Genomic DNA, 22,828 nt, shown 5'->3' with positions numbered 1-22,828 from the left:
GCCGGAGACTTCCATGAACGCGCCCACCGAACGTCCCGAAGCCAGCGTCGATCCAAAATTGCTGGAGATCCTGGTCTGCCCGCTGACCAAGGGTCCGCTGGAATTCGATGCTGAGCGGCAGGAGCTGATCTCGCGCAGCGCCAAGCTCGCTTATCCCATTCGCGACGGCATCCCGATCATGCTGCCGGAAGAGGCGCGCAAGATCGATTGAGGATGGCGAATAGGGAATGGCGAATAGCGAATGGGTCCACTCGATACTCACCATTCGCCCCTTACAACGCCTCGCCCTTCAACAGCCGCGGCACCTCGCCGGTGAGGCCTGCGGCCTGGCGGATGAAGAGGTTCTTCAGCGGCGGGGCGCGGTCGACGAGGCCGAGGCCGATGTCGCGCACCGTGCGCAACAGCGTCGACTGGTTGGAGAACAGGAAGTTCAGCGAGTTGGTGGCGACGCCCATCGCCATGGTGTCGAACCGGCGCCAGCGCTGGTAGCGTTCGAGCACGTCCGCCCCGCCGATATCCAGGCCGAGCCGCGCGGCATCGACCACCACTTCCGCCAGCGCAGCGACGTCCTTCAGGCCCATGTTGAGGCCTTGGCCCGCGATGGGGTGGATGACATGGGCAGCGTCGCCGACCAGCGCGAGGCGCTCGGCGATGAAGGACCGCGCGACGAAATAAGACAGCGGAAACGCCCGCGGCTTGTCGAGCACCTTGACCTCGCCGAGATGCAGGCCGAAGCGCTGCTCGAGCTCGGCGTGGAATTCCTCGTCGCTGAGGGCGATGATGCGCGCGGCCTCAGTGCGGCGCTCGGTCCACACCAGCGAGGAGCGTTTGCCGGTGAGCGGCAGGATCGCGAACGGGCCGGCCGGCAGGAAGTGTTCCTCGGCGCGGCCCTCGTGATCGCGCTCGTGGCCGACGGTGACGACGATGCCGGACTGGTCGTACTCCCAGCCATGAGTGACGATGCCGGCGCGCTCGCGCAGCTTCGACCGCGCGCCATCGGCGGCGACCAAGAGGCCCGCCGCGATCACGCTGCCGTCGCCGAGCGTCACCTCGATGCCGTCGGTGCGCGCATCGTAGGAGGCGACCGGGGTGGCGCGAAGATCGATGCCCTCGGCCTCGGCGCGCACCACCAGCGCATCGATCAGGCGGCGGTTCTCGATCATATGCGCGAACGGCTCGCCCGGCGCGACATCGCCGGCGAAGTTCAGGAACACCGGGCGGGTGGCGTCCTCGAGCTTGGAATCGGTGACGACCATGTCGAGGATCGGCTGGGCCTCGCCCCGGACGTCGTCCCAGGCGCCGATCGTCTCGAACAGGCGGCGGCAGGCGGCGACGATCGCGGTGGCGCGGGGGTCGCGGCTCGGCCGCGTGCCGAGCGCGGGATCGGCAACGACGATTGGGATCTCGGGCCCGAGCCCCTGGCGTAGCGCCAAGGCCAGCGCAAGGCCGGCAAACGCGCCGCCACCGATGACAATGCTACCCTGTACCGACATACCAAAGCTTCCCGGACAATTCTCGGTCTTGCTAGCAGACTTGAGCTGGGCGAAACAGTGCGGTGAAACGAGGTCCGCTAGCCCTTCGTTCCGTCATTCCGGGGCGCGCAACGCGCGTACCCGGAATCCGGAGGTTTATCAGCTCGAGATTTTCGGGTTCGCACCGCGTGCGCCCCGGAATGAGGCATCACTGGAAAGCACCATCATGTCCAAAGGACTGATCGACCTCATCGGGATCCTCGACCTCGAGCAGCTCGAGGTGAACCTGTTCCGCGGCAACAGCCCGAAGACGAGCTGGCAGCGGGTGTTCGGCGGCCAGGTGATCGGGCAGGCGATGGTCGCGGCCTGCCGCACCGTGGAGGGCCGGCTGCCGCATTCGCTGCATTGCTATTTCATCCTGCCGGGCGATCCGCAGATCCCGATCATCTATCAGGTCGAGCGCCTGCGCGACGGCAAAAGCTACTCGACCCGCCGCGTCACCGCGATCCAGCACGGCAATGCGATCTTCTCGATCATGGTGTCGTTCCACGCCGAGGAGGAGACTGCGTTCGACCACCAGGACAAGATGCCGGACGTGCCGCCGCCGGAAAAGCTCACGGCGGAGGAGGTGGCGAAGCAGCCGATGTTCAAGGAGATGCCGGACTTCATCCGCCGCTACTACGAATCCGATCGGCCGATCGAGCTGCGCCCGGTCGAGCTCGGCCGTTATTTCGGCCAGAAGATCGACGACGGCCGCATCCACGTCTGGATCAAGACCGCCGCCAAGCTGCCCGACGATCCGGCGCTGCACATGTGCGCGCTCGCTTACGCCTCGGACTTCTCGCTGCTCGATGCGATCATGGCGCGCTATGGCCGCACGCTGTTCGACAAGCGCATGATGCCGGCGAGTCTCGACCACGCGATGTGGTTCCATCGCCCGTTCCGCGCCGACGAATGGCTGCTCTACGCGCAGGATTCGCCGAGCGCGCAATCGGGCCGGGGGCTGACCCGCGGCTCGATCTTCAAGCCGGACGGCACGCTGGTCGCCTCCGTCGCGCAGGAAGGCTCGGTGCGCGAACGGAAGGCCTGATCGCTTCAAGCAGCGCCTGAAGCGTTCAGATCATGCCCCGAGCGAGCCGCGCGGCGCGAGCTCGGTCTGCGAGGCGAACCAGTTCATGATCCAGCGGTACACCCACGGGATCGGGATGATGAAGCACATCAGGATGGCGGCCACGATGCCGCGCCAGAGGATATCGAGGCCGCTGCCCTTGAAGACGATCTCGCGCCGGGTGCCCTCGACGTTGCGGCAGAACCAGCGCATCTGAGCCGCGGCCACCCAGGCCCAGCCGATGATGGTGATGATGGAAATCGCGAACAGCAGATTCCAGCCGATATAGGCCCAGACCGAACCGGTGAAGCTGAGGCCCAGCGGCTGCTCGTTGGAGGCGAGGTTCGCGACCATCCATTTGATCAGGAGCCAGTAGAGCACGATCTGCACGATGAACAGCAGATTGCTCAATATCTCGCTGCCGACGAAGCCGAGCGCGATGGCGAGAACGATGAAGCCGAAATACCACGGCACCAATGTCATCGCATTGCCGGTGAAGCTGAGGTTCGGCCGCCCAGGGACCTTCACGCAGGAGACGATCCATCTGGTGTACCAGACGAAGGCCCAAGGCGCCGGGATGACGAAGATCATTCCGATCAGCAGGACGATGCTGCGCCAGGTGAATTCGAGGATGCTGAAATCGACCGAGAGCGATCCACCGCTTGCATAGCCGGCAGCGCCGCCATAGCCACCTCCGCCCGTCGGGACCATCGGCGGCGCACCGCCGCCGATCAGGCCGGGAATTTCGGCGGCCTTCTGCCAGCCGGCCATGCCCTCGGTCCAGACCAGGGTGTCCGGACGCACGACGCCCTGCGCAACGAGGTCGCGGAATTGCCCTTCCGGAAAGGGCCCCTGCTGCTTGCCCTCGGATGCGTAAAACCAACTCGCCATGGAACGTCCCCCTCGAACTTACGTATGTACCGGCCGGGACGCTTCGGTTCACGCCTGGGTTCACCGCATCCATGCCAAAAATGCATTGTGAATGATGAACAGCTGCCCTGTACAGAGGCGGCCGTTCACATGATCGCCGTTGGCCAAACGTTTTTCCGCTTCAATCTGCAACTTTTTTGTGCCATTTGCCCGGAAAGATGCCAGATTGACGCAGCGCCGGGGACATACGGCGCGGCGCATCCCGGGGAATAGGCCTGACCATGAAACTCGTCGTCGCGATCATCAAACCCTTCAAGCTCGATGAGGTCCGCCAGGCCCTGACGGCGATCGGCGTGCACGGCATGACCGTGACCGAGGTGAAAGGCTATGGCCGGCAGAAGGGCCACACCGAGATCTATCGCGGCGCCGAATATGTCGTGAACTTCCTGCCGAAGCTGCGCATCGAGATCGCGGTCGCTTCCGACGTCGCCGACAAGGCGGTCGCCGTGATCACCGCGACGGCGCGCACCGGCCAGATCGGCGACGGCAAGATCTTCGTCACGCCGATCGACCACGCGCTGCGCATCCGCACCGGCGAGACCGACAGCGACGCGCTTTAACACAAATTATTCTTCGATCGCACCGGGCAACGACGCCACAGCGTGCGACGTAACGACTGTGCTGGGGGAAACGACATGGCGGGATATTTGCGCCGCGCAGCCGCCATGGCTGCGCCGATCGGATTTGCGTCGCTCGTTGCTGCGCCGGCGCACGCGGCGGCAAACGAGATCAGCACCGCCGACACCGCCTGGATGATCGTCGCGACAGCGCTGGTGCTGATGATGACGATCCCGGGGCTTGCGCTGTTCTACTCCGGCATGGTGCGCAAGAAGAACGTGCTCGCCACCATGGCGCAGAGCCTGGCCGCGGTGATGCTGATCTCAATCCTCTGGGTGGCGTTCGGCTATTCGCTGTGCTTCGTCGGCGACGGCCCCTGGATCGGCACGCTCGATCGCTGGTTTCTCGCCGGCATGACCATGGACAGCGTCAACCCCGCGGCGAAGACGATCCCGGAATCGCTTTTCATGCTGTACCAGATGACGTTTGCCGTCATCACGGTGGCGCTGGTCGCGGGCTCGGTCGCCGACCGCATGCGGTTCTCCGCCTATCTCCTGTTCTCGGTCGCCTGGTTCATCTTCGTCTACATTCCGCTGGCGCATTGGGTGTGGGGCGGCGGCTTCCTCGCCAGCGTGGGCGTGCTCGATTTCGCCGGCGGTCTCGTCGTGCATCTGTCGGCCGGCACCGGCGGCCTCGTTGCAGCCAAGGTGATGGGACGCCGTCACGGCTACGGTACCGAGAATCTCTCGCCGTTCGATCTGTCGCTCGCAGTGATGGGCACCGGCCTGTTGTGGGTCGGCTGGTTCGGCTTCAACGGCGGCTCGGCGCTCGGAGCGAACTCACGCGCGGTGATGGCGATCATCGCGACCCATCTGGCCGCCTGCGCGGGCGCGCTGACCTGGGGCGCGATCGAATGGGCGACGCGGCGCAAGCCCTCGGTGCTCGGCATGATCTCCGGCGCGGTCGCAGGTCTCGGCACCATCACGCCGGCCTCGGGCTTCGTCGCGCCATGGCACGGCATCGTCATCGGCATCATTGCCGGTGCGCTCTGCTACTGGGCCTGTACCTGGCTGAAGCACCGCTTCGACTACGACGATTCGCTCGACGTCTTCGGCGTCCACGGCATCGGCGGCCTGACCGGCACCCTGCTCGGCGGCGTGTTCGCCACCAGCGCCATCGGCGGCACCGCCGGCCTGCTGGAGGGCAATCCGCAGCAGCTCCTGCTCCAGTTCTATGGGGTCGCCGTGACCTTCGTCTGGTCGGCGGGCGTCAGCTTCATCCTGCTCAAGCTGGTCGGCCTGTTCGTGCCCTTGCGCGTATCCCGTGAGCACGAGCTGGAGGGTCTGGATATTTCGCAGCACGGTGAAGCCCTGCAATAGGCGCCGACGCTACGTAAATACCGCCTCGTTGCCCGACACGTGAGCAACATTGTGTCGGGAGCCTGTCTTGCCCTTATTTTCAGCAGGTGTGACCACGTTTTGAGCGCGACGTAATAGCGCACTGCATCGCAACACCCGCCAAAGGCGAAAACCCCCGTCTTCATAGTCCGTTAGGCAATCCGCCTGATCTGGCACGGCATTTGATTCTAGGGGTCCGGCTGTGCCCGCGTAGTGAAACTTCTCCCTCGTGGCGAACCAGTCGAGAACGCCCGGCCACGTCCGGACCGGGCCCAAGCGGGGATAGGACCCATGAAAATTGTTATGGCGATCATCAAGCCATTCAAGCTTGAAGAAGTCCGTGACGCCCTGACCGCCATCGGCGTTCACGGTCTCACGGTGACGGAAGTCAAGGGGTATGGCCGCCAGAAGGGCCATACGGAAATCTATCGCGGCGCCGAATATGCCGTGAGCTTCCTGCCCAAGATCAAGATCGAGGTCGCTGTCGCCTCCGACCAGGTCGACAAGACCATCGATGCCATCACGTCCGCGGCGAAAACCGGACAGATCGGCGACGGCAAGATCTTCGTCATCAACCTCGACCACGCGGTGCGTATCCGCACCGGCGAGGCCGATGCCGCGGCCCTCTGATTTCGCGCTCAACCTTATCCAAGCAGGAGTAAACAATATGACGTTCAAGCGTCCCTATGGCGCGGGACTGGCGGCTCTCGCAGTCGGCCTGTTCGCTGCGACCGCAGCCTACGCCGAGCCAACGGTCAACAAGGGAGACAACGCCTGGATGCTGACATCGACAGTGCTGGTGCTGTTGATGACGATCCCCGGCCTCGCGCTGTTCTACGGCGGTCTGGTTCGTTCCAAGAACATGCTCTCGGTCCTGATGCAGGTGTTCTACACCGTCTGCGTCGTCTGCGTGATCTGGGCCGTATACGGCTACAGCCTCACCTTCACCGGCGGCTCCGACTTCATTGGCGGCTTCTCCAAGGCCTTCATGATGGGCGTCACCACCGACACGAAGGCCGCGACCTTCTCGGTCGACGCCAACATCTCGGAGCTGATTTACGTCTGCTTCCAGATGACCTTCGCGGCGATCACGCCCGCTCTCATCGTCGGCGCCTTCGCCGAGCGCATGAAGTTCGCGGCGATCGCGCTGTTCGTTCCGCTCTGGGTGACGCTGGTCTATTTCCCGATCGCGCACATGGTCTGGTACTGGCAGGGTCCGGACCTGATCCAGGATGCGGCCAAAGCGTTGGCTGCCGCTACTGACGCGGCGGCGAAGACCGCGGCCCAGGCCAAGCTCGACGAGCTCAACGCCGATGCCGGCTGGATCTTCAAGATGGGCGCGATCGACTTCGCGGGCGGCACCGTGGTGCACATCAACGCCGGTATCGCGGGCCTCGTCGGCGCTCTCCTGATCGGCAAGCGCGTCGGCTACGGCAAGGAGCTGATGGCCCCGCACTCGCTGACCATGTCGATGATCGGCGCCTCGCTGCTCTGGGTCGGCTGGTTCGGCTTCAATGCCGGTTCCAACCTCGAGGCCAGCGGCGGCGCTGCGCTCGCCATGACCAACTCCTTCGTCGCCACCGCAGCCGCCGCGCTGTCGTGGATGTTCGCGGAGTGGATCATCAAGGGTCATCCCTCCGTGCTCGGCGTGATCTCAGGCGCCGTCGCGGGCCTCGTGGCCGTCACGCCCGCCGCCGGCTTCTCCGGCGTCATGGGAGCGATCGTCCTCGGCCTCGTCGTCGGCGTGGTCTGCCTGTTCTTCTGCACCGTGGTGAAGAACGCGCTCGGCTACGATGACTCCCTCGACGTGTTCGGCGTGCACTGCATCGGCGGCATCGTCGGCGCCATCGGCACCGGCATTCTGGTCAACCCCGCGCTCGGCGGCGCCGGCATCATCGACTATTCGGCGATCCCGCCGAAGGTCGCCGATTACGACTTCGCCACGCAGATGCTCGCCCAGATCAAGGCCGTCTGCACCACGCTGGTGTGGTCGGGCGTCGGCTCGGCGATCCTCTTCAAGGTCGTCGATGTGATCGTCGGCCTCCGCGCCAATGTCGAGAGCGAGCGTGAAGGCCTCGACATCACCGAGCACACCGAGCGCGCCTACAACATGTGACCCTCTCCTCCCGGGCGCGGTCTCTTCGGGGACCGCGTCCACAACTACGGTTCGGGCACATACCCGGCAATGCCCTGACCGTTGAGGGGCTCCAGCGCAAGCTGGAGCCCCTTTCTTTTGATGGCTCCGCCTGCAGGCACCTCCAGGGGAGGGTGGACCGTCCATGTACGCCGCTATCTCCGGCCCCATTATTCCCGCTCTGGACGCGGGCGGCGGCCGATGGTTAATCGCGTCTTAACCTCGCCCTATCTATGGTGAACTGAACCGCTTCCCGCCGGCGCCTATGGTAGCGACCGGCCGTTCCAAGAGTACTGGCGCCCAACGAATGGCTCTGACCGCTTCATCCCGTGCGCCGCAGGGCGGTAATGGCTCCGATTCCGAACGCTCGCCCTTCGTCCGGCTGAACGAGCTGCTGGCCCCGCACCAGCCGGGCAAGCCCTTGATTTCGCTTGCGGTCGGCGAGCCCCAGCATCCCGTGCCCGACTTCGTCGGCCCGGTGCTGGCCAAGCACATCGCCGATTTCGGCCGTTATCCCGCGAACAAGGGTACCGATCCGTTCCGCAACGCCGCCGGGGCCTGGCTGTCGACGCGCTTCAAGCTGCCGCGGCCGCTCGACCCCGAGAGCGAGATTCTCGTCCTCAATGGCAGCCGCGAGGGGCTGTTCCTCGCCGCGATCGCGGCCGCGCGCTATGTCGGCCCGCGTCCGGGCAAGCCCGCGATCCTGATGCCGAACCCGTTCTATCCGGTCTACGGCGCGGGCGCGCTTGCGGCCGCTTGCGAGCCGGTCCATCTGCCGACCACGGTCGAGAACGGCTTCCTGCCCGACCTCGACGCGATCGACGAAGCGACCCTGGCGCGCACGGTGGCGTTCTACCTGGCTTCGCCCGCCAATCCGCAGGGCTCGGTGGCGAGGCCCGGCTACTTCAAGCGCTTGAAGCAGCTCGCCGACCGCTACGGCTTCGTGATCCTCAGCGACGAATGTTATTCCGAGATCTACACCCGCGAGGCACCCGGCAGCGCGCTGGAATGCGCCGGCCCCGACTTCACGCGCGTGGTCGCGTTCCAGTCACTGTCGAAGCGCTCCAACCTGCCGGGCCTGCGCGTCGGCTTTGCCGCCGGCGACAAGAGGTTCATCGGCATGTTCCTCGAGCTGCGCAACATCGCCGCGCCCCAGGTGCCGGTGCCGCTGCAGCATGTCGCGACGGTCGCCTATGGCGACGAGGCGCATGTCGAGGAGAATCGGCGGCTGTACCGGATCAAGTTCGACCTCGCCGACCAGATCATCGGCAATCGTTACGGCTATCGCCGCCCCGATGCCGGCTTCTGCGTCTGGCTCAACACCTCCGAGATCGGCGACGACGTGTCGGTGACGCTCAAGCTGTTCAAGGAAGCCGGCGTGCGCGTGGTGCCCGGCAGCTTCCTGGCGCGACAGCAGCCTGACGGATTCAATCCCGGCGCAGGCTATATCCGCCTCGCACTGGTGCAGGACGGCGAGGCCACGGCGCAGGCGCTGCACCGGCTGGTCGAGACTCTGGGTTAGGCGGGGCCCGTGAGCATGTCGGCAATCGAACGCGTCATTCCTCTGGTCGGCCATCTGCCGCCCTCGATCCGCGAGGGGCTGGCGCGGCGCATGCGCGAGCTCGCCGGCCTCGGCCTGATCGCGCTGGCGGGCATCGCCGCGGCGGCGCTGATGACGTGGTCGGTGCAGGATCCCAGTCTCAGCCACGCGACCTCGCGGCCGATCCGCAACATCCTCGGCTATGCCGGCGCGATCGGCGCCGATCTCGCCATGCAGATCCTGGGGCTCGGCGCGATCATGCTGGTCCTGACCGTTGCGGTCTGGGGCTGGCGTATGATGACGCATCGGCCGTTCGACCGCGAGGCGCTGCGGCTCGGCTCCTGGATTCTCTGCACGGTGATCGCGGCAGGCTTCGTCAGTTGCTTTCAGCATGGCGGGGCCTGGCCGCTGCCGACCGGCCTCGGCGGTGTGGTCGGCGATGCGCTGGTGCGCGCGCCCGCGGTGATCTTCGGGCCGGCCGGTACGATCTATCGCATCGTGCTGGGCACGATCCTGTTCGCCGCGATGACAGCGACCTTCCTGATCGCCTGCGGCCTCGGCGCGCGCGAGCAAGACGACGAGATCGCTGAGGTCGCCGATGACGACAAGCCGCTCGACGAAGACGAGGAGAGCGATCGGGGTTCGGTCTCGCTGGGCTGGCTGTTCCATGCATTGATGAGCGCCAAGGCGCGGCTGATCTGGCTGTGTGGTGCGGCCTACCGCTCGCTGGTCTCGAGCGGACCGAAGACCAAGGCCGCCCAGTTCAGCCGGCAGGAGCCGAATCTCGGCGGCGGCCGCTCGGCGCCGTCGATCTCGCCGCAGTCTCAAGACGAGGGCTACGAGGACGAGCACGAAGACGAATTGGAGGACGAGGAGGAGGAAGAGGAGGAGCCCGCCGCGCGCGCCCCGAAGAAAAAAGCCGCGCCGAAGCCCGCTTCCAAGAAATCCTCCGACAAGTTCGACCTCCCGTCCGTCTCCATGCTGGCCGCACCAAAGGCCGGCGATCGCCAGCCGCTCAGCAAGGCCGAGCTGGAGAACAATTCCCGTTCGCTCGAAGGCGTGCTGCAGGATTTCGGCGTGCGCGGCGAGATCGTGAAGGCCAATCCCGGTCCGGTCGTTACGCTGTACGAGCTGGAGCCGGCGCCCGGCATCAAGTCCTCGCGCGTGATCGGCCTTGCCGACGACATCGCCCGCTCGATGAGCGCGCTGTCGGCACGCGTCGCCGTCGTGCCCGGCCGCAACGCGATCGGCATCGAGCTGCCGAACGCGCATCGCGAGAAAGTCTATTTGCGCGAATTGCTGGTGGCGAAGGAGGCGACCGACACGGTGGCGAAGCTGCCGCTCTGCCTCGGCAAGACCATCGGCGGCGACCCCGTCATCATCGACCTCGCGCGCACCCCGCACATGCTGATCGCCGGTACCACCGGCTCGGGCAAGTCGGTCGCGATCAACACCATGATCCTCAGCCTGGTCTACCGGCTGCGGCCGGACCAGTGCCGCCTGATCATGGTCGATCCGAAGATGCTCGAGCTCTCCGTCTATGACGGCATTCCCCATCTGCTCACGCCTGTTGTGACCGACCCCAAGAAGGCGGTGGTCGCGCTGAAATGGGCCGTGCGCGAGATGGAAGAGCGCTACAAGAACATGGCCAAGCTCGGTGTGCGCAACATCGACGGTTACAACACGCGCCTGCTCGAATTGAAGGCCAAGGGCGAGGAGCCGACGCGCACGGTGCATACCGGCTTCGACAAGGAGACCGGCAAGGCGATCTACGAGGAAGAGAAGCTCTCGCTCGATCCGCTGCCCTACATCGTCATCATCGTCGACGAAATGGCCGACCTGATGATGGTCGCCGGCAAGGACATCGAAGGCGCGGTGCAGCGTCTGGCGCAGATGGCGCGCGCCGCCGGCCTGCACGTGATCCTGGCGACGCAGCGTCCGTCGGTCGACGTCATCACCGGCACCATCAAGGCGAACTTCCCGACCCGTATCGCCTTCCAGGTCACCTCCAAGATCGACAGCCGCACCATTCTCGGCGAGATGGGCGCCGAGCAGCTGCTCGGCCAGGGCGACATGCTCTACATGGCGGGCGGCGGCCGCATCAGCCGCGTGCACGGACCGTTCGCCTCCGACGAGGAAGTCGAGAAGGTGGTGCGTCACCTCAAGACGCAGGGACAGCCGGAATATCTCGAAGCCGTCACCGCCGAAGAGCCGACCGAGGACGAGGACGGTGCCGTGTTCGACGCCACCGGCATGGGCGGCGATGGCGGCGGCGATCTCTTCCAGCAGGCGGTTGCGATCGTCAAACGCGATCGCAAGGCCTCGACCAGCTACATCCAGCGCCGTCTGCAAATCGGCTACAACCGCGCCGCATCGCTGATGGAGCGCATGGAACTGGAAGGCATCGTCGGTCCCGCCAACCATGCCGGCAAGCGCGAGATTCTGGTCGAGGAAGAAGACAGCCATATGTGAGGCGAGGAGCCTCTGAGCAACATTTCACGCAAATTCGATATCTGCTTTTGCCCGAAATCACGGTAAAAGGGCGCCCAGCCACACAGGACGACGCGTTGATCAGACATCCGGACATTCGATTCGCTGCCACGATCGCCGCGCGAAGCGCGCGCATGGCCGGCGTGCTTCTCGTCACCGCCGCGATGGTGACCGCTGCGTCTTTCGCGCAGACCGTGCCGGTGCCGAAGCCCGCGCCGAAGGGGCGTGACGGCGGCGCGACCGCCGGTGGGCCGGCCGTCACCGGCGCGACGCAGGCGCCGCCCAATCCGGTGATCCCGGATCCGCGGCGCAACGTTCCGAGCAGCATCTTCCAGACCTTCGACGCCAACCAGAAAGCGCAGGCGGCCAAGGTCAGCGCCTATCTGTCGTCGCTGCAGACGTTGGTCGGGAATTTCGTCCAGGTCGGTCCCGACGGCAGCAAGACGCAGGGCGACTTCTACATCCAGAAACCCGGCAAGGTACGCTTCGAATATGATGCGCCGAGCCCGATCGACATCGTCGCCGACGGATCCTCGCTCGTGGTGCGCGACCGCAAGCTCGCGACCCAGGACGTCTACCCGCTGTCGCAGACGCCGCTGCGCTTTCTATTGTCCGACCGCATCGACCTGATGAGGGACACCAATGTCGTTGGCGTCTCGGCCGACGACGTCTTCGTCAGCGTCACCATCGAGGAGAAGCAGGCCCTGGTCGGCACCAGCCGCTTGCTGCTGATGTTCGGCGCCAAGGACGGCCAGCTCAAGCAGTGGACCGTCACCGATCCGCAGGGCTACGACACGACGATTGCGGTGTACAATCTGGACTCGAGCAAGAAGCTCGACCCCAACATGTTCAAGATCGATTTCACCAATTACAACACGCCGTCGCGGGGTTAAGCGCTCCGCTGCCGTAGGGTGGGCAAAGGCGCTCTTGCGCCGTGCCCACCACCTCTCCTCACGGCCATCACGGTGGGCACGCTTCGCTTTGCCCACCCTACGAGAGCTCGCTGTGGACAAGCATTTTCCCCACGCCAATCCATGCTAAGACGCATTTCCTATGCGTCTTTCCCTGACAACCTGGAACATCAATTCGGTGCGGCTACGCATCGACCTGGTCGCGAAATTTCTCAAGAGCGCGCGGCCAGAAGTGCTGTGCCTGCAGGAGACCAAGTGCATCGACGATGCTTTTCCGCTGAAGCGCTTCAAGCGGCTCGGCTACGAGCACGTCGCGCTGAACGGTCAGAAGGGCTATCACGGCGTCGCCATCATCTCGAAGATCCCGTTCGAATCGAAGGACATCCGCACCTTCTGCGACAAGGTGGATTCGCGCCACATCTCGGTGTCGTTCGGTGAAAAGGCGGGCATCGCAAAACCACTGGTGCTGCATAATTTCTACGTGCCCGCGGGCGGCGACATTCCCGATCCCGCGCTGAACGAGAAATTCGACCACAAGCTCCGCTTCCTCGACGAGATGAAAGCGTGCGAGCCGCTGCATCCGCGCGGTGAGGACCGCCACATCCTGGTCGGCGATCTCAACGTCGCCCCGCACGAGAACGACGTGTGGTCGCACAAGCAGCTGCTGAAAGTGGTCTCGCACACGCCTGTCGAAACGGAGAAGCTGAAGGCGGCGCTCGCGGCCGGCGAATGGGTCGACGTCGCGCGCGAGCGCATCCCGATGTCGGAGAAGGTCTATACGTGGTGGAGCTACCGCTCCGCCGACTGGACCATCGGCGATCGCGGCCGCAGGCTCGACCACATCTGGGTCTCGCGCGCGCTGAAGGATGCAGTCAGCGATTTCAGGATTCTGCGCGATGCGCGCAGCTGGGAGCGGCCATCGGACCACGTGCCTGTGACGGTGACGCTGGAGGTGTGAGCCGCCCTCGTCATTCCGGGGCGCGCCACTTGGCGCGAGCCCGGAATCCATTCATCAACTGACTCTGCCGCTCAATGAATTCTCAGGTGCGCAATTGCGCACCATAGTTCGCGACTTCGTCGCGCCCCGGAATGACGAGTGGAGAGAGCTACGACGTCAGCTTCGCACCCGCCATCAAAATATCGCTGGCGATCTGGCTGGAGCGCACCGCGAACTCGTCGCGCAGGCGCACCGCCGCAGCGGGATCGCTTTCGAGCACGCGCTGGAACAGGCTGCGGGCGACGCGGATGACGGAGGAATGCTCCAGCGCGACCGCGCTCGACGGCCGCTTCATCGGCACCACCAGCGCGAGCTCGCCGATCAACGCGCCGGGACCGGCGATCATTTCGGCGCCGGCGCCGTCTTCAACCCGGAAGGCGCCGCGCTGGACCACGAAGCCGGCGTCGGCGTCGTCGCCGAGATTGAACAGCACGTCGCCGCGGACGAAATCACGCTGCTCCGAGCCGATCGCCAGCATGCGCAACGAGGCGTCTCCCAACAGGCGCAGTGTCGGGACACGCTCGAGAAGCGCTACATCATCGTCGATTGACATTCAGGTCCGAGGCTCGAAGGCGTGCGATCTAAAACGATTCGCACGCCATCGAAGCGTATCACGGCACCAGCTTGTAGCCACCGGCTTCCGTCACCAGGATCTCCGGGTTGGCGGCGTCCTTCTCGATCTTCTGGCGGAGGCGGTAGATGTGGGTTTCCAGCGTGTGCGTGGTGACGCCGGAATTGTAGCCCCAGACCTCCTGGAGCAGGGTCTCGCGCGACACCGGCATCTGGCCGGCCCGGTAGAGGAAGCGGAGAATCGCGGTTTCCTTCTCGGTGAGGCGGACCTTGCGGGCATTGGCCGCGGTGAGCATCTTCGAGCCGGGACGGAAGGAGTAGGGTCCGACCGAGAACACCGCGTCCTCGCTGGCTTCATGCTGACGGAGCTGGGCGCGGATGCGCGCCAGCAGCACCGCGAAACGGAAGGGCTTTGCCACATAGTCGTTGGCGCCGGATTCCAGGCCCAGGATCGTGTCGGAATCGGTGTCGTGCCCGGTCAGCATGATGATCGGGGCCTTGAAGCCGCCCTTCCGCAGCGAGCGGACAACCTCGCGGCCGTCGGTGTCGGGCAGGCCGACATCCATCAGAACCAGATCGGGGGAATTGGCCTTCGCGGCGCTGGCGCCCTTGGCGCCGGTATCGACCGCAGAGGCTTCGAATTCTTCGTGTAGCGATAATTGCTCCACCAACGTGTCGCGCAGATCGGTATCGTCATCCACGATCAGGATCTTGCGGGCATTGGCCATGGGGGGTCATCCTTTTGGGGTCCGGCTCGGCGGCACATCCATGCCGCACCCAGCCGCGAGGGGAAGTTTAAGGTCGCCGTGATTATTGTTGTTCGTGTTGAAGTAGTGGGCTGTTACCGATTCACAAGCCAGAAGCACTCTAACTCAGAATAGCAGGACGTTTTGATGAATGTCCTGTAATGAATTCGACATTGCACGTTCACATGAAAAACAAAGCAGCTTCAGTCGGTTACATCAGGAATCGAGGCCCCGGGCCGCTCTCGGCGATCCGCGTTAAGCCTGCTGCCGGCAATCCGCGCCGAGGCTGGCTGACGGCGGGAGCGCTGACCATTCCGGTTGCGCTGGGGCGAGGCGGCATTCTCGCCAACAAGCGCGAGGGTGATGGCGGCACCCCCAGAGGCAGCTTCCGGCCCAGGCAATTGTGGTGGCGGGGCGACCGGCACAGCCGTCCCCGGACGTTCCTGCCGGCCCGGATGATCACCGGCGTGGACGCCTGGTGCGAGGATCCGCGGGACCGCCGCTACAACCAGAGCATCCGGCTCGGCGAGGGGCAGGGCGGCGACCGGCTCCGGCGCGCCGACCATCTCTACGACTTCATCATCGAGATCGACCACAACACGCGGCCCCGCATCGCCGGCCGCGGCAGCGCGGTGTTCCTGCACCTTGCCCGCGACAATTTCGGCCCGACCGCCGGCTGCGTCTCCATGACGAAATCCGCCATGCTGCAATTGCTGCGGCGCCTGGGCCCGCGCACAAAGATCATCATCGGGTGAGGCACACCGCCGTCATTGCGAGGAGCCCTTGCGACAATATTGACAGCGTTCGGGCGGCATCGGCCCTCGCCAACGGCAATTACCGATGCCCGAAGATCGCGCTGCCGACGCGCACATGGGTGGCACCCAGCATGATGGCGGTCGCGAAATCGGCGCTCATGCCCATCGAGAGATTCGTCAAGCCATTGCGCGCGGCGATCTTGGCCGTGAGCGCAAAGTGGGCGGCGGGCGGCTCGTCGACCGGCGGGATGCACATCAATCCGGAGATCGTCAGCCCGTAGGTGTCGCGGCAGCTTGCAATGAAGGCATCGGCCTCGCCCGGGGCAATCCCGGCCTTCTGCGGCTCCTCGCCGGTGTTGATCTGGACGAACAGCTGCGGGTGCCTGTTCTGGGATTCGATTTCCTTGGCTAACGCTTGGCAAATGCTCGGACGGTCGACCGAATGGATGGCGTCGAACAGCGCAACCGCCTCTTTCGCCTTGTTGGATTGCAGCGGCCCGATCAGATGCAGCGCGATATCGGGGTAAGCAGACGTTAACGCCGGCCACTTGGCTTTGGCCTCCTGCACCCGATTCTCGCCAAATACGCGCTGTCCTGCGGCGATAACCGGGATAATTGCATCCGCCGCGAACGTCTTGGACACGGCGATCAGCGTGACCGAGGCGCGGTCACGCTGCGCGTCCCTGCAGGCGCGTGCAATTTCGGCTTCGACCGCGGCGAGCGCGTTTGGTGAATGGCCGGTGACCGGCGCGACGTTGGCTTCCGTCATGACGTCTCTTGGTTGTGACCTTAGCCCGAGTTAGGTCCAATTTTACCGAGTTCAAGAAACAGTTTTTGAACCCTTCGCTTTACCTTAGCCCGCGGGGTGGGTAGCGAAAATGGCAAGCGTCAGTCTCAACCGCAAGCGCGCGAAACTCAAGCAGGTTCTCGGTATCCGGGCGCGGCTTGCGTTGCTCGCGGTGATTCTCGTGACGCCCTTGATGATCGAGCGCATCCGTTCCCTCGAAGACACGCGCGCGCGGCAAGTTGCGCAGGCCGCGGCTGAATTCACCACGGTGGCGAGGCACAGCGCCGATGCGCAGCGCCAGGTAATCTCGTCGGTCGAGACCATTCTGAAATCGGAGGCCTTCATCCGCGCCTCCGCCGGCGGCATCAGCAAGAGCTGCGACGTGCTGCGCGCGAGCCTGCCGTCGAGCCTGCCCTGGATCCGCACGCTTCTGATCGCCGGCCAGGACGGCCGCATCCAATGCGCCACCAACAACATGTATGTCGGCCTCGATCTCAGCGACCGACCGTACTTCCAGCAGGCCCAGGAAACCGGCCGCTTCGTGCTGAGCGACTTCATCATGTCGCGACCGGTACCGTCGCCAACGGTGATGGCGGTCTATCCGGTCTCCGCCTTCAGCGGTGTGGCTGATGCCGTCGTGCTCGCCACCGTCAATCTCGACTGGATGTCGAAGGTCATGAACAATCTGGGCGGTCGCGCCGGCATCACTGCGGTGCTGGTCGACAGCGCGGGCACCGTGCTGGCGGCCCCGGCCGATCAGCACAGCGCGGTCGGCCGTCCGCTCGACAACATGCCGCTGATGTCCGCGATCGCCGACAAGGCGCTGCGCTCCGATCAGGATGAGGGTTCGCTGTCCTTTCTCGCCGCCGACGGCTCCCGCCGCGCGGTCAGCTATATCCGCATCGCCGGCACCAATGCCCGCCTGATCGCCAGCATCGACGAAGACAAGGTATCCGCAGCGGTCAGCCGCGACATCCGCACCGCCTATCTGCAGCTCGCCTTTGTGCTCATGTTCGTCCTGCTCGGCGCGCTGATCGCCGCCGAAAAGCTCGTGATCAAGCCGATCGAGATGCTCGCCGACATGGCCAAGCGGCTCGGCGAGGGAGACCTGTCGGCGCGCGCCGCGCGCAATCGCCTGCCCGCCGAGTTCGTGCCGCTGGCCCGCGCGTTCAACGCGATGGCCGCGCAGCTGAGCCAGCGCGAGCGCGAGCTGATCGCAAGCAACGACCGCCTGACGGTAATGGCGTCGATCGACATGCTGTCCGGTCTCGCCAACCGCCGCGGCTTCCAGAGTCGGCTGGATTTCGAATGGATGCGCGCGCAGCAATATGGCAGCGAGCTGGCGCTTCTGATGATCGACGTCGACCATTTCAAGCTGTTCAACGACACCTACGGCCATCTCGAAGGCGATTCCTGCCTGACGCGGCTCGGCGAATCACTGTCCGGCATCGCCGCCGACACGATGGGCTTCGCGGCCCGCTACGGCGGCGAGGAGTTCTGCCTGCTGCTGCCGAACACCGACGTGACGCGCGCCGTCGCGATCGGCGAGCAGGTGCGTTCGGCGGTGCTGAGGCTCTGCCTGCCTCACATCACCTCGAACCACATGATCGTCACGGTCTCGATCGGCGTCGCCGCGACCAAGCCGAACGAGTCCTTGCGTCCCGGCGACCTGATCGAAGCCGCCGACGCCGCGCTCTACGCCGCCAAGCATCGTGGCCGCAACAATGTCGTCGAGCACGGCGTGCAGGCGATCGCGACCGGCACGGCCGAGATGATGATGGTGGCGAGCGCCTAAAGCGCTGGTACTTCACCTCGCTCCGCTTGCGGCGGGCTATCGCGTATGAGATGTGGGCCATGGGCACCGACTATCTCCACGTCGTCATGGCCGAGCTTGACGCCTCTCGAAAATTCAAATGCGATTGCCCTGCCGCAAGCGGGGCGAGGGAGCATACCGTCGCTGACCGCTAGCCCGCAGCCCCGGCGCGATCGAGCTCGATCTCCGTCACCACACGATTGCGGCCGCCGCCCTTGGCGAGATAGAGCGCACGGTCGCAGCGTTCGATCAGATCCGTGATCGCCTCGCCGACCCGGTATTGCGCCACGCCGATCGACACGCTGATGCCGGGCAGGGTCTCGCCGGTCGAGCGACGCGTGAGCGTGCAATCTGCGATCGCGCGCCTGATGCGTTCGGCGATCTCGGCGCAAGCGGCGAGATCGGCGTCCGGCAGCACCGCGATCAGCTCCTCGCCGCCATAGCGGGCCGGCAGATCTTGCGCGCGAACCTTCTCGCGCAGGACCTTGGCCATCAGGCGCAGCACCTGGTCGCCGACACCGTGGCCGAAATTGTCGTTGAACGACTTGAAGTAGTCGATGTCGAGCATCAGCACGCTGAGCGGCTCGCCCCATTCCGCGGTCGTCTGCGCCTTGCGCAGGAATTCGTCGAGGGCCCGCCGATTCGCCAGCCCGGTCAGCGTGTCGGTCCGGGCGCGCTGCTCGGACCGCGACAGCGAATCGCGGATCACGTCGAGCTCGCGGGTCTTTTCCGCAAAGCCCGCCTCCAGCCGCGTCGCCCGCGTGGCCGCCCGCGCCAGCTCGTTCATGAGCTGGGCAACCAGCAGCTTTGGATCGACGCCGGCCTTGCCCTGGTCAGCCACCTGGCTGATGACCTGCATCTGCGAATGATTGTCGGCGATCGCCGTCGCCAGAAACTCCTTCGCCGTCCCCATCAGCGCCTGCAGCCGCTCGGACGTGTCGACCACGACGGCACTCACCTGCGGCGCGACGTAGGTCTCGAACAGATCCTGATTGGTTTGGGCGTCGAAGGGACGATTGTGGTCGATCAGGAGATCGATCGCGTTGCGCAGATCGTCATGGCTGCCCGCGAAATACTGGAACCAGACGGCAAAGTTGGCCGGGGTCGGTGCAATCCGCTGTTCGGCCATGCTCCGCATCGCCCGCCCGGCGACGGACGCGGCATAGTCGTAATCGGGATCGTCGAAGCTGGAATCCATGTGCGGTAACGCGGCCTTGTCGGGCTGCAACTTGGCATCGACGCCTTAATCACACCCCAACGCGGACCCTCGTAGTTATGCGGAGGGGTCAAAGTTCCAAAACGCGGCAACCCATTGACCCCTTAAGGGCTTCTATGGCCTAGTCCGCCGTCTTGAGACGGCCGAACCACGAAAACCCAACGATTCCATGACCTCCGAACGCTATAACGCCCGCGACGCCGAACCGCGCTGGCAACGCCTCTGGGACGAGCAGGCGATCTTCGTCTCCAAGAACGACGATCCGCGGCCGAAATATTACGTGCTCGAGATGTTCCCCTACCCGTCCGGGCGCATCCATATCGGCCATGTCCGGAATTACACGCTCGGCGACGTGCTGGCCCGCTTCATGCGCGCCAAGGGGTTCAACGTGCTGCATCCGATGGGCTGGGACGCCTTCGGCCTGCCGGCCGAGAACGCCGCGATCGAGCGCAAGGTGGCGCCGAAGGCCTGGACCTACGACAACATCGCCGCCATGAAGAAACAGCTCCGCTCGATCGGGCTGTCGCTGGACTGGTCCAGGGAGATCGCGACCTGCGATCCCTCCTATTACAAGCACCAGCAGAAGATGTTCCTGGACTTCCTGCGCGCAGGACTTGCCGAGCGCGAGAAGCGCAAGGTGAACTGGGACCCCGTCGACATGACCGTGCTCGCCAACGAGCAGGTGATCGACGGCCGCGGCTGGCGTTCGGGCGCCGTCGTCGAGCAGCGCGAGATGAACCAGTGGGTCTTCAAGATCACGAAGTACTCGCAGGAGCTGCTCTCGGCGCTCGACGGGCTGGACCGCTGGCCCGACAAGGTGCGCCTGATGCAGCGCAACTGGATCGGCCGCTCCGAGGGCCTGTTGATCCGCTTCGCGCTGGATGCGGCGACGACGCCGGCCGGCGAGAGCGAGCTGAAGATCTTCACGACGCGCCCGGACACGCTGTTCGGCGCGAAGTTCATGGCGATCTCGGCGGATCATCCGCTGGCGCAGGCGGCGGCAGCAAAGAACCCTGAGCTTGCGGCGTTCATCGCGGAGATCAAGAAGATCGGCACCGCGCAGGAGATCATCGACACCGCGGAGAAGCAGGGTTTCGACACCGGCATCCGCGCGTTGCATCCGTTCGATCCGTCCTGGAAGCTGCCGGTCTATGTCGCCAATTTCGTGCTGATGGAATACGGCACCGGCGCCATCTTCGGTTGCCCGGCGCACGATCAGCGCGACCTCGACTTCGTCAACAAGTACGCTCTCGGCAACACACCCGTCGTGTGCCCGGAAGGCCAGGATCCCAAGTCCTTCGTCATCACCGACACCGCCTATGACGGCGACGGCCGCATGATCAATTCGCGCTTCCTCGACGGCATGACCATCGAGCAGGCGAAGGAAGAGGTGGCGAAGCGGCTCGAGACGGAGCTGCGCGGCAACGCGCCGGTCGGCGAGCGCCAGGTGAATTTCCGCCTGCGCGACTGGGGCATCTCGCGCCAGCGCTATTGGGGCTGCCCGATTCCCGTCATTCACTGTCCGAAATGCGACGTGGTGCCGGTGCCGGATGCCGACCTGCCCGTGAAGCTGCCGGACGATGCGACCTTCGACAAGCCGGGCAACGCGCTCGATCATCATCCGAGCTGGAAGCACGTCACCTGCCCGCAATGCGGCGGCAAGGCGCAGCGCGAAACCGACACCATGGACACGTTCGTGGATTCGTCCTGGTACTTTGCGCGCTTCACCGATCCCTGGAACGAGGCTTCGCCAACCACGCCTGCGGTCGCCAACCGGATGCTGCCGGTCGACCAGTATATCGGCGGCGTCGAGCACGCGATCCTGCATCTGCTCTACAGCCGCTTCTTCACCCGCGCGATGAAAGCGACCGGGCATATCGCGCTGGACGAGCCGTTCGCCGGCATGTTCACGCAAGGCATGGTGGTGCACGAGACCTACCAGAAGGCCGACGGCAGCTATGTGCAGCCGGCCGAGGTGAAGGTCGAGGTCGGCGGCAACGGACGCCGCGCCACGCTGCTGACGACGGGCGAAGACATCGCGATCGGCCCGATCGAGAAGATGTCAAAGTCGAAGAAGAACACGGTCGACCCCGACGACATCATCGAGACCTATGGCGCCGATGTCGCCCGCTGGTTCATGCTGTCGGACTCCCCGCCCGACCGCGACGTGATCTGGAGCGACGAGCGCGTCCAGGGTGCCTCGCGCTTCGTGCAGCGGCTGTGGCGGCTGGTGAACGATGCCGCCACCCTCGGCAAGGCTGCGCCGGCGGCCCGGCCGGCCAGCTTCGGCCCGGACGCCACGGCGTTGCGCAAGGCCGCCCACGGCGCGCTGGACAAGGTCACATCAGGAATCGAGCGGCTGCACTTCAACGTTTGCCTGGCGCATATCCGCGAATTCACCAATGCATTCTCGGAGGTGCTCCAGCGCGCCGGCCAGCCCGCCCCGGATCTCGCTCCAGATTTGGCTTGGGCGATCCAGGAGGCCAGCCAAATCCTGGTCCAGCTGTTCTCGCCGATGATGCCGCACCTCGCCGAGGAGTGCTGGCAGGTTCTGGACCAAAAGGGGCTGGTTTCGGAGGCCGATTGGCCGCAAATCGAACGCGATTTGCTGGTTGAAGACAGCGTGACCCTGGTGGTGCAGGTCAACGGCAAGAAGCGGGGTGAGGTCACAGTTGCAACAGCGGCCCAAAATCCGGAAATCGAGGCTGCCGTTTTGGCCCTCGATGCGGTAAAGCTGGCCCTGGACGGCAAGCCCGTCCGCAAGGTGATCATCGTTCCCAAGAGGATCGTGAATGTTGTCGGCTAGGACCCGTATCGCAGCCCGCTTGCTGGCAGTTGCCGCACTGGCGGCGCTGACGGCCGGCTGCTTCCAGCCGATGTATGCCGAGCGCAGCGACGGCACCCCGGGCCTGCGCGAGAAGCTGATGGGGGTCGAGCTGCCCCCGATCAACAAACCCAATGCTTCCCGCGAGGCCCGCGTCGGCGTCGAGATCCGCAACGCGCTGGCCTTCAAGCTTTACGGCACGGCGACGGGCATGCCCCCGACCCACCGGCTCGACATCCGTTTCACCACCAGCCGCTCCTCCCTGATCGTCAGCTCCGCAACGGGATTGCCGACCAGCGAAAATCTCGGCATCGACGCCCAGTACAATCTGGTCGAAGTCGTAACCGGCAAGTCTGTGATGACCGGCTCGACCTTCTCGCGCGTGTCCTATGACATGCCGGGGTCCTATCAGCGTTTCTCGCGCACCCGCGCCGTGCGCGATGCCGAGGATCGCGCCGCCAACGAGATCGCCGAGAACATCACCACCCGGCTCGCCTCGTTCTTCACCGCGGGAACGTAATACGCTTCCGTCATTCCGGGTTCGCCTTCTGACGAGGCATTCCGGAATGACGAGTATCGG

At 65.0% G+C, this 22,828-nt stretch carries 20 protein-coding genes; 14 read left to right on the top strand and 6 right to left on the bottom strand.

The window, feature by feature from the left end; genetic code table 11:
* Positions 1-13: 13 nt before the first annotated feature.
* Positions 14-211, top strand: coding sequence for a Trm112 family protein (locus I6F33_RS22475; RefSeq protein WP_036003042.1), 198 nt, complete (start codon positions 14-16; stop codon positions 209-211).
* Positions 212-272: 61 nt separating this feature from the next.
* Here the strand turns inward: I6F33_RS22475 and I6F33_RS22470 are convergent, their stop codons facing one another.
* Positions 273-1,493, bottom strand: coding sequence for a ubiquinone biosynthesis hydroxylase (locus I6F33_RS22470; RefSeq protein ID WP_225144176.1), 1,221 nt, complete (start codon positions 1,491-1,493; stop codon positions 273-275).
* A 205-nt stretch (positions 1,494-1,698) separates the two neighbouring features.
* On the opposite strand from I6F33_RS22470, the gene tesB reads away from it, so the two are divergent.
* Positions 1,699-2,562, top strand: a complete 864-nt coding sequence (tesB, locus tag I6F33_RS22465; RefSeq protein WP_036003028.1) for an acyl-CoA thioesterase II — start codon at positions 1,699-1,701, stop codon at positions 2,560-2,562.
* Positions 2,563-2,592: 30 nt separating this feature from the next.
* Here tesB and I6F33_RS22460 read toward each other — a convergent pair whose 3' ends face one another.
* Positions 2,593-3,471 (bottom strand): DUF4339 domain-containing protein, encoded by an 879-nt coding sequence (locus I6F33_RS22460; RefSeq protein ID WP_225127957.1) that lies wholly within the window; start codon positions 3,469-3,471, stop codon positions 2,593-2,595.
* A 260-nt stretch (positions 3,472-3,731) separates the two neighbouring features.
* On the opposite strand from I6F33_RS22460, the gene I6F33_RS22455 reads away from it, so the two are divergent.
* The 8 genes from I6F33_RS22455 to I6F33_RS22420 all read left to right on the top strand — a co-directional run bounded on the left by I6F33_RS22455 (position 3,732) and on the right by I6F33_RS22420 (position 13,498).
* Positions 3,732-4,070, top strand: a complete 339-nt coding sequence (locus I6F33_RS22455) for a P-II family nitrogen regulator (protein ID WP_008142802.1) — start codon at positions 3,732-3,734, stop codon at positions 4,068-4,070.
* Between the two features lie 75 nt (positions 4,071-4,145).
* A complete protein-coding gene (locus tag I6F33_RS22450) occupies positions 4,146-5,447 on the top strand; it encodes an ammonium transporter (protein WP_225144175.1) in 1,302 nt (433 codons plus the stop codon).
* A gap of 309 nt (positions 5,448-5,756) precedes the next feature.
* Entirely contained in the window at positions 5,757-6,095 is a 339-nt protein-coding gene (locus I6F33_RS22445; RefSeq protein ID WP_008142813.1) for a P-II family nitrogen regulator, read from the top strand.
* Positions 6,096-6,132: 37 nt separating this feature from the next.
* On the top strand, positions 6,133-7,581 hold the full coding sequence (locus I6F33_RS22440) for an ammonium transporter (RefSeq protein ID WP_036003055.1): 1,449 nt from the start codon (positions 6,133-6,135) through the stop codon (positions 7,579-7,581).
* Between the two features lie 325 nt (positions 7,582-7,906).
* The gene (locus I6F33_RS22435) at positions 7,907-9,121 is read left to right on the top strand and encodes an aminotransferase class I/II-fold pyridoxal phosphate-dependent enzyme (RefSeq protein ID WP_225144174.1); all 1,215 of its coding nucleotides are present in this window, start codon (positions 7,907-7,909) and stop codon (positions 9,119-9,121) included.
* 9 nt (positions 9,122-9,130) lie between these two features.
* Positions 9,131-11,611 (top strand): DNA translocase FtsK, encoded by a 2,481-nt coding sequence (locus I6F33_RS22430; RefSeq protein ID WP_225144173.1) that lies wholly within the window; start codon positions 9,131-9,133, stop codon positions 11,609-11,611.
* 152 nt (positions 11,612-11,763) lie between these two features.
* Positions 11,764-12,522 carry an outer membrane lipoprotein carrier protein LolA gene (locus tag I6F33_RS22425; RefSeq protein WP_036003066.1) on the top strand — a complete coding sequence of 253 codons (759 nt, stop codon included), beginning with the start codon at positions 11,764-11,766 and terminating at the stop codon, positions 12,520-12,522.
* A 160-nt stretch (positions 12,523-12,682) separates the two neighbouring features.
* Positions 12,683-13,498, top strand: coding sequence for an exodeoxyribonuclease III (locus I6F33_RS22420; protein ID WP_036003067.1), 816 nt, complete (start codon positions 12,683-12,685; stop codon positions 13,496-13,498).
* Between the two features lie 148 nt (positions 13,499-13,646).
* Here the strand turns inward: I6F33_RS22420 and I6F33_RS22415 are convergent, their stop codons facing one another.
* Both I6F33_RS22415 and I6F33_RS22410 read right to left on the bottom strand, forming a co-directional pair.
* On the bottom strand, positions 13,647-14,090 hold the full coding sequence (locus I6F33_RS22415) for a Crp/Fnr family transcriptional regulator (protein ID WP_025033074.1): 444 nt from the start codon (positions 14,088-14,090) through the stop codon (positions 13,647-13,649).
* A gap of 58 nt (positions 14,091-14,148) precedes the next feature.
* Entirely contained in the window at positions 14,149-14,835 is a 687-nt protein-coding gene (locus I6F33_RS22410; protein ID WP_008142830.1) for a response regulator transcription factor, read from the bottom strand.
* A gap of 203 nt (positions 14,836-15,038) precedes the next feature.
* Here I6F33_RS22410 and I6F33_RS22405 point away from each other — a divergent pair, with 203 nt between their 5' ends.
* Positions 15,039-15,608 (top strand): L,D-transpeptidase, encoded by a 570-nt coding sequence (locus tag I6F33_RS22405; protein ID WP_036003068.1) that lies wholly within the window; start codon positions 15,039-15,041, stop codon positions 15,606-15,608.
* Between the two features lie 79 nt (positions 15,609-15,687).
* On the opposite strand, the gene I6F33_RS22400 is transcribed toward I6F33_RS22405, so the two are convergent.
* Positions 15,688-16,377, bottom strand: a complete 690-nt coding sequence (locus I6F33_RS22400; RefSeq protein ID WP_036003069.1) for a YggS family pyridoxal phosphate-dependent enzyme — start codon at positions 16,375-16,377, stop codon at positions 15,688-15,690.
* 109 nt (positions 16,378-16,486) lie between these two features.
* Between I6F33_RS22400 and I6F33_RS22395 the strand changes: the two genes are divergently transcribed.
* Complete coding sequence (locus tag I6F33_RS22395) at positions 16,487-18,190, top strand: diguanylate cyclase (RefSeq protein ID WP_225144172.1); 1,704 nt, start codon at positions 16,487-16,489, stop codon at positions 18,188-18,190.
* Positions 18,191-18,359: 169 nt separating this feature from the next.
* Here I6F33_RS22395 and I6F33_RS22390 read toward each other — a convergent pair whose 3' ends face one another.
* Complete coding sequence (locus I6F33_RS22390) at positions 18,360-19,406, bottom strand: GGDEF domain-containing protein (protein WP_225144217.1); 1,047 nt, start codon at positions 19,404-19,406, stop codon at positions 18,360-18,362.
* Positions 19,407-19,593: 187 nt separating this feature from the next.
* On the opposite strand from I6F33_RS22390, the gene leuS reads away from it, so the two are divergent.
* Both leuS and lptE read left to right on the top strand, forming a co-directional pair.
* Entirely contained in the window at positions 19,594-22,230 is a 2,637-nt protein-coding gene (gene leuS, locus I6F33_RS22385; protein ID WP_225144171.1) for a leucine--tRNA ligase, read from the top strand.
* On the top strand, positions 22,217-22,768 hold the full coding sequence (lptE, locus tag I6F33_RS22380) for an LPS assembly lipoprotein LptE (protein ID WP_036003091.1): 552 nt from the start codon (positions 22,217-22,219) through the stop codon (positions 22,766-22,768). Before leuS ends, lptE begins: the two co-directional genes overlap by 14 nt.
* Positions 22,769-22,828: the final 60 nt, after the last annotated feature.

This window comes from Bradyrhizobium sp. BRP20 (assembly GCF_020194215.1).
GTDB lineage: Bacteria > Pseudomonadota > Alphaproteobacteria > Rhizobiales > Xanthobacteraceae > Bradyrhizobium > Bradyrhizobium yuanmingense.
The sequence above is the reverse complement of the archived record's forward strand: the minus strand, read 5'-3'. Positions and strand labels throughout refer to the sequence as shown.